Raw genomic sequence first — 8,432 nt, forward strand, 5'->3', positions numbered from 1 at the left:
CGTGGTGAAGTCCCGGCGCTTTCGGCGGAGTTGACGGAGCTGGGTGCCGAGGTCGTCTGGGCGGCTTGTGATGTGGCCGATCGTGCGGCTCTGGCTGGTGTGCTGGCCGGGATTCCGGCGGAGCATCCGCTGACCGCGGTGGTCCACACGGCGGGTGTGCTGGATGACGGTGTGGTCGGTTCGCTGACCGCCGATCGGCTGTCGGCGGTGCTGCGGCCGAAGGTCGATGCGGCGTGGAACCTGCATGAGCTGACGGAGGGTCTCGGCCTTTCCGCGTTCGTCTTGTTCTCTTCTGCGGCGGGTGTCTTCGGTGGCGCCGGCCAGGCGAATTACGCGGCGGGCAATGTCTTCCTGGATGCGTTGGCGGCCCACCGCAGGGCCCGGGGCCTGGCGGCGACGTCACTGGCCTGGGGCCTGTGGACCGGCGTCGGCGGCATGGGCGGTGACCTCGCCGAGGCCGACCGGGACCGCATCAACCGCGGAGGCATCCGCGTGCTGACCCCGGAGACCGGGCTCGCCCTGTTCGACGCGGCCGGCCGCACCGCCGAACACCTGCTCCTGCCCCTCCCGCTCGACTTGGCCGCCCTGCGCGCCCAGGCCCGCAGCGGCATGGTGCCCGACCTGCTGCGCGGCCTGGTCCGTGTCCCGGCCCGGCGCGCGGTGGGCCACGGTGGTTCCGCGGACACCTCCGCGCTCCTCACGCGGCTCTCGGCGCTCCCCGCCGGCGAGCGCGAGGCGGCCCTGCTGGACACGGTCCGCGCCGAGGTGGCCGCCGTACTGGGCCACGCCTCCACGGACGAGGTACCGGCCGACCGGGCCTTCAAGGAGCTGGGCTTCGACTCCCTGACCGCCGTCGAACTGCGCAACCGGCTCGGCGGAGCCACAGGTGTCCGGCTGCCCGCCACCCTCGTCTTCGACTACCCGACCCCGAACGCCCTCGCCGCGTACCTGCGGGCCGAGGTCCTCGGCCTCTCGCTGGAGGAGGACACGGCCGACGCGGTCGGGCACGGCTCCGCGCTCGCCACCGTCGTCCACGGCGACGACCCGATCGTCATCGTCGGGATGAGCTGCCGGTACCCCGGCGGGATCGAGACTCCCGAAGACCTGTGGCGCCTCGTGGCCGGCGGCATCGACGCCATCTCGGAGTTCCCGCAGGGCCGCGGCTGGGATCTGGACTCGCTCTACGACCCGGACCCGGACGGCAAGGGCACCAGTTACACCCGCTCCGGTGGCTTCCTGCACGACGCGGGCCGCTTCGACCCCGCCTTCTTCGGGATCTCCCCGCGCGAGGCCGTGGCGATGGACCCGCAGCAGCGGCTGCTGCTGGAGACCTCCTGGGAGGCCTTCGAGCGGGCGGGCATCGACCCGGCGACCATGCGGGGCAGCCGTACCGGGGTCTTCGCGGGCATCATGTACCACGACTACGCGACCCGGATCACCTCCGTCCCGGACGGCGTCGAGGGCTACCTCGGCACCGGCAACTCCGGCAGCATCGCCTCCGGCCGGGTCTCGTACGCCTTCGGTCTGGAAGGCCCCGCGGTCACCGTCGACACGGCCTGCTCCTCCTCGCTCGTCGCGCTGCACTGGGCGATCCAGGCGCTGCGGGCCGGCGAGTGCGACATGGCGCTGGCCGGTGGTGTCACGGTCATGTCGACGCCGGGCACCTTCACCGAGTTCAGCCGCCAGCGCGGTCTGGCCGCCGACGGCCGCATCAAGTCCTTCGCCGCGGCGGCCGACGGCACCAGCTGGGCCGAGGGCGCGGGCATGCTCCTGGTGGAGCGGCTCTCCGACGCCCGCCGCAACGGCCACCCGGTCCTTGCGGTGGTCCGCGGCTCGGCGATCAACCAGGACGGTGCCTCCAACGGCCTGACCGCCCCGAACGGTCCGTCCCAGCAGCGGGTCATCCGCCAGGCTCTGGCCTCCGGCGGGCTGGCCAGTGACCAGATCGACGTGGTCGAGGCACACGGCACGGGTACGACGCTGGGCGACCCGATCGAGGCGCAGGCCCTGCTGGCCACGTACGGCCGGGAGCGGTCGGTGGACGAGCCGCTGTGGCTGGGCTCGATCAAGTCCAACATGGGCCACACGCAGGCCGCCGCCGGTGTCGCCGGCGTGATCAAGATGATCATGGCGATGCGGCACGGCGTCCTGCCGAAGACCCTGCACGTCGACGCGCCGACCCCGCACGTGGACTGGGAGGACGGCGCCGTCACGCTGCTGACGGAGTCCGTGCCGTGGCCGGAGACCGGCCGTCCGCGCCGGGCCGGTGTGTCCTCTTTCGGCATCAGCGGCACCAACGCGCACACGATCATCGAGCAGGCCCCGGACGAGGTGGCCGCGGCCACCCGTTCCGGTGACGGGCCGCCCCCGGCCCTGCCGTACGTGCTCTCCGCGAAGTCGGCGGACGCCCTGCGCGGTCAGGCGGCCCGCCTGCGCGGCCACCTGGAGGACGCGGCCGACGTGCCCGCCGCCGACGTGGCCTACTCGCTGGCGACGCGGCGCGCGTCCTTCGGCCACCGCGCGGTGGTCGTGGCCGGGGACCGCGAGGAACTGCTGCGCGGTCTGGCCGCGGTGGCGGACGGCGATCCGGTGGCCGCCGGGGTCACGGGCGGCGTGGTGGGTGCGGCCGGGGCCGGGAAGCTGGCCTTCCTGTTCACCGGCCAGGGCAGCCAGCGCCTCGGGATGGGGCGTGAGCTGTACGACGCCTTCCCGGCGTTCGCGGCCGCGCTGGACGCCGTGTGTGAGCGCCTCACACTCGAACTACCGCTGAAGAGCGTCCTGTTCGGGGACGATACGGACCTGCTGAACCAGACGGGCTTCACCCAGCCCGCGCTCTTCGCGGTCGAGGTGGCCCTGTACCGGCTCGTCGAGAGCTGGGGCCTGCGGCCGGACTTCCTCTGCGGCCACTCCATCGGCGAACTGGCGGCCGCTCACGTCGCCGGGGTGCTTTCGCTGGACGACGCCTGCGCACTCGTCGCCGCTCGTGGCCGCTTGATGCAGGCGCTGCCGTCGGGTGGTGTGATGATCGCGCTCCAGGCATCCGAGGACGAGGTCCTGCCGCTGCTGACGGACCGCGTGAGCGTTGCCGCGATCAACGGGCCGACCTCGGTCGTGATCGCGGGCGACGAGGACGCGGCACTCGCCGTGGTGGCGGCGTTCGCCGACCGCAAGAGCAAGCGGCTCACCGTCAGCCACGCCTTCCACTCCCCGCACATGGACGGCATGCTGGCCGACTTCCGCAAGGTCGCAGAGTCCCTGACGTACGCCGCCCCGCGCATCCCCGTCGTGTCGAACCTGACCGGAGCCCCCGTCACCGACGAGATGGGTTCCGCGGACTTCTGGGTCCGCCACGTCCGCGAGGCCGTGCGCTTCCTTGACGGTGTCCGGGCACTGGAGGCTGCGGGCGTGACGACGTACGTCGAACTCGGCCCCGACGGCGTGCTGTCGGCCATGTCCCAGGACTGCCTGACCCAGGACGGCGCCCGGTTCGCGCCCGCCCTCCGCTCCGGCCGCCCCGAGCCCGTCACCCTCCTCACCGCCCTCGCCGGCGCGCACGCCCACGGTGCCCCGGTGGACTGGGAGGCTTACTTCGCCCCGACCGGCGCCCGCCCGACCGAGCTGCCGACCTACGCCTTCCAGCGGGACTGGTACTGGCTCGACTCGGCGTCCGGCGCCTCGCACACCCCGGGCGACGCCGCCGGCTTCGGCCTCGGCGCGACGGACCACCCGCTGCTCGGGGCAGCCGTCGAACTCCCCGACTCGGACGGGTTCCTCTTCACCGGACGCCTCTCCTCGGCCACTCACCCGTGGCTCGCCGACCACACCGTCCTCGGTTCGGTCCTCCTGCCGGGCACGGCCTTCGTGGAACTGGCGGTCCGCGCCGGTGACCAGGTCGGCTGCGACTTCCTGGAGGAGCTGACTTTGGAGGCCCCGCTCGTCCTGCCCGATGGCGGAGCGGTCCAGCTGCGGCTCTCCGTCGCCGGAGCCGACGACACCGGTCGGCGCACCCTGTCGCTGTACACCCGGGACGAGGACAGTGCGGCCGACGAGCCGTGGACCAGGCACGCCGCGGGTGTCCTCGCCCCCGGCGCCGACGCACCGGCCCCCGCGGCCGACCTCACCGCCTGGCCTCCGGCCGGGGCCGAAGCGGTCGACCTCGACGGCCTGTACGAGGGCCTCGCCGCGGCCGGGTTCGACTACGGCCCCGCCTTCCAGGGCCTGCGCGCGGCCTGGCTGCACGGCGACGCGGTGTACGCCGAGGTCGCCCTGGACGAGGAGACCGCCCGGACGGCCGACTGGTTCGGCCTCCACCCGGCCCTGCTCGACGCCACCCTCCACGCGGCCGGGCTCGGCGGACTCGTCGAGAACACCGGCCGGGGACGGCTCCCGTTCGCCTGGAGCGGCGTCCGGCTGCACACGGCCGGAGCCGATGCGCTCCGGGTCCGCCTGGCCCCGGCCGGGCACGACGCGGTCTCCCTCGAACTCGCCGACCAGGCGGGCGCACCGGTCGCTTCGATCGAGGCACTCGCCCTGCGGGCCGTCTCGCCCGAGCAGATCGGCGCGGCGTCACGCGGCGGCCGTCCGGAGTCCCTGTTCCAGGTCGACTGGACGCCCCTGCCGCTGACCCCGGTCTCCGCGGCCGAACAGCGCCCCTGGGCCCTGCTCGCCGACGGCCACGCCGGACTGGACACCGTGGGCGTGCGCTACACGGCCCACGCCACACTGGCGACGGCCGCGGCCGCGGAACTCGTCTGCGTCCCGCTGACGGAGCTGCCCGAGGGTGATGTGGCCGCCGCCGTGCACGAAGCGACCGCCCGGGTGCTGGGGCTCCTGAAGGAGTGGCTGGCCGACGAGCGGTTCGCGCAGTCGCGTCTGGTGTTCTTGACGCGGGGTGCGGTGGAAGCGGTACCGGGTGAAGGCGTGCCCGACCTGGTGCATGCCGCCGTGCGGGGTCTGTTGCGTTCGGCGCAGTCCGAGAACCCGGGCAGGATCGTCCTGGCCGACCTGGACGGCTCGGACGCCTCCTACCGCACACTGCCCGCCGTACTGGCTTCGGGTGAGTCCGAGGTGGCGGTGCGGGACGGTGCGGTGTCGGTGCCGCGCCTGGCCCGGGCCGCTACCGCTGGGGCGTCCCTGGCGTGGGGTGGCGCGGGTACGGTGCTGGTGACGGGTGCGAGTGGTTCGCTGGGCGGGTTGTTCGCCCGTCATCTGGTCACCGAGCGGGGTGTGCGTCGTCTGTTGCTGGTGAGCCGTCGTGGTGAAGTCCCGTCGCTTTCGGCGGAGTTGGCGGAGCTGGGTGCGGAGGTCGTCTGGGCGGCTTGTGATGTGGCCGATCGTGCGGCTCTGGCTGGTGTGCTGGCCGGGATTCCGGCGGAGCATCCGTTGACCGCGGTGGTGCACACGGCGGGTGTGCTGGATGACGGTGTGATCGGATCGTTGACGGCCGAGCGGTTGTCGGCGGTGTTGCGGCCGAAGGTGGATGCGGCCTGGAATCTGCATGAGCTGACCGAGGGTCTCGACCTGTCGGCGTTCGTGCTCTTCTCTTCAGCCGCTGGTGTCTTCGGTGGCGCGGGCCAGGCCAACTACGCGGCGGGCAATGTCTTTTTGGATGCGCTGGCGGCCCACCGCAGGGCTCAGGGTCTGGCGGCGACTTCGCTGGCCTGGGGCCTGTGGTCCGAAGTGGGCGGTATGGGCGGCACGTTGGACGTCGACGAGGTCTCCCGGCTGGGTCGCGGTGGTGTCGGGGCGTTGACGGCCGCTGAGGGTCTGGCGTTGTTCGATGCCGCGACGGCCGCCGAGGAGCCGCTGCTGGTGCCGGTGAAGCTGGACCTGGCCGCTCTGCGCGCCCAGGCCGGCAGCGGCATGGTTCCGCCACTGCTGACGGGTCTGGTCCGTACGCCCGCCCGCCGGGCCCGTAGCGGTGCCACCGCGGGCGGTGCGTTCGCCCGGCAGATTGCCGCGCTGGTCGAAGGCGAGCGTGCCGCGGCCGTGCTGGAGCTCGTACGAGGTCAGGTCGCGGCGGTGCTCGGCTTCGCCGGTGTCGAAGCGGTGGATCCGGCGAAATCGTTCAGTGAGGTCGGCTTCGACTCGCTGACCGCCGTCGAGCTGCGCAACCGGCTCGGCGGAGCCACCGGCGTCCGGCTGCCCGCGACCCTCGTCTTCGACTACCCGACCCCCGCGGTGCTGGCGGAGTACCTGCTCGCCGAGCTGCTCGGCAGTCAGGAGACATCAGCGGGAGCCGCCGCCACCACGGTCCACGACGACGAACCGATCGCGATCGTCGCCATGGCCTGCCGCTTCCCCGGCGGTGTCCGCTCGCCCGAAGACCTCTGGGGCCTGGTGCGGGACGGCCGGGACGCCATCTCCGCCATGCCCGAGGACCGCGGCTGGGACGTCGAGAACCTCACCGACCCCGACCGGCCGGGCAGCAGCTACGCCACCGCCGGTGGCTTCCTCCACGACGCCCACCACTTCGACCCGACGTTCTTCGGAATCTCGCCCCGCGAGGCCCTCGCCACCGACCCCCAGCAGCGTCTCCTCCTGGAGACCACCTGGGAGGCCTTCGAGCGGGCCGGTATCGACCCGGCCACCCTGCGGGGCAGCCGGACCGGTGTCTTCGCGGGCGTCATGTACAACGACTACGGCACCCTCCTCCACCGCGCCCCCGAGGGCCTGGAGGGCTACATGGGCACGGCCAGTTCCGGCAGTGTCGCCTCGGGCCGCGTGTCGTACACCTTCGGTCTGGAAGGCCCCGCGGTCACCGTCGACACGGCCTGCTCCTCCTCGCTCGTCACCCTGCACCTCGCCGTCCAGGCCCTGCGCAGCGGTGAGTGCGACCTCGCCCTCGCGGGTGGCGTGACCGTGATGGCCACCCCGGGCACGTTCATCGCCTTCAGCGTGCAGCGTGGTCTCGCGACCGACGGCCGCTGCAAGCCCTTCGCGGCCGCCGCGGACGGCACCGCGTGGGGTGAGGGCGTGGGCATGCTGCTCGTGGAGCGGCTCTCGGACGCCCGCCGCAACGGCCACCCGGTCCTCGCGGTGGTCCGGGGTTCGGCCGTCAATCAGGACGGCGCCTCGAACGGTCTGACCGCCCCGAACGGGCCTTCCCAACAGCGGGTCATCCGTCAGGCCCTGGCCAACGCCGGTCTGAGCGCCGCGGACGTCGATGCCGTCGAGGCACACGGTACGGGCACGACGCTGGGCGACCCGATCGAGGCGCAGGCGCTGCTGGCCACCTACGGACGGGAACACACGGAGGACCAGCCGCTCTGGCTCGGTTCCATCAAGTCCAATGTGGGTCACACGCAGGCCGCTGCCGGTGTCGCGGGCATCATCAAGATGGTGCAGTCGATCCGCCACGGCGTCCTGCCCCAGACCCTGCACGTCGACGAGCCGACCCCGCACGTCGACTGGTCCGAGGGCGCCGTTTCCCTCCTCGAATCGGCCACCCCCTGGCCGGAGACCGGCCGTCCGCGCCGCGCCGGGGTGTCGTCCTTCGGCATCGGCGGCACCAACGCGCACACGATCATCGAGCAGGCTCCCGATGAGGAGCCCCGGCCTGTCGCCCCCACCGGACCGCCGGCGATACCCGCCCTGCCGTACGTACTGTCGGCGAAGTCCGCGGACGCGTTGCGCGACCAGGCAGCCGGGCTGCGTGGCCACCTGGAGGAGGTGCCCGATACGGCCACCGTCGACGTGGCGTACTCCCTCGTCACCACCCGCGCGGCCTTCGACCACCGCGCGGTGGTCGTGGCCGAGGACCGCGAGGAGCTCCTGCGCGTCCTCAACGCACTGGAGACCGAGGCGGCGGCTGCCGGCCTGGCCCGCGGGTCCGTGGGCACCGGGAAGACCGCTTTCGTGTTCCCGGGGCAGGGGTCGCAGTGGGTGGGTATGGCCGAGGCGCTGTTGGATTCCTCGCCGGTGTTCGCTGCTCGGGTGGATGAGTGTGCGAAGGCGTTGGAGCCCTTTACCGACTGGTCGTTGGTCGATGTGCTGCGTGGTGTGGAGGGTGCTCCTTCGCTGGAGCGGGTGGATGTCGTGCAGCCGGCGTTGTTCGCGGTGATGGTGTCGTTGGCGGAGGTGTGGCGTTCGGTCGGTGTTCGTCCGGGTGCGGTGATCGGTCATTCGCAGGGTGAGATCGCGGCCGCGTGTGTGGCGGGCATTCTCTCTCTCGATGATGCCGCTCGGGTGGTGGCGTTGCGCAGTCAGGCGATCGGGCGGGTGCTGGCCGGGTTGGGCGGCATGGTGTCGGTGCCCTTGCCGGCCGTGGAGGTACGGGAGCGGATCGCGCCCTGGGGTGAGGAGAGGATTTCCGTCGCCGCGGTCAACGGGCCTTCCTCGGTGGTGGTTTCGGGTGAGGTGGCGGCGCTGGAGGAGTTCCTGGCCGTCTGCGAGGCGGACGGGGTCCGGGCCAGGCGGATCGCGGTGGACTA

General features: G+C 72.8%; 1 pseudogene. It reads left to right on the plus strand.

Annotation, left to right across the window (positions count from 1 at the left end):
* Window positions 1–30: 30 nt before the first annotated feature.
* Window positions 31–8,432, plus strand: a pseudogene (locus ABZY31_RS30845) (SDR family NAD(P)-dependent oxidoreductase); the annotation flags it as partial.

The organism is Streptomyces sp. NPDC006529, assembly GCF_040611795.1.
Lineage (GTDB): Bacteria > Actinomycetota > Actinomycetes > Streptomycetales > Streptomycetaceae > Streptomyces.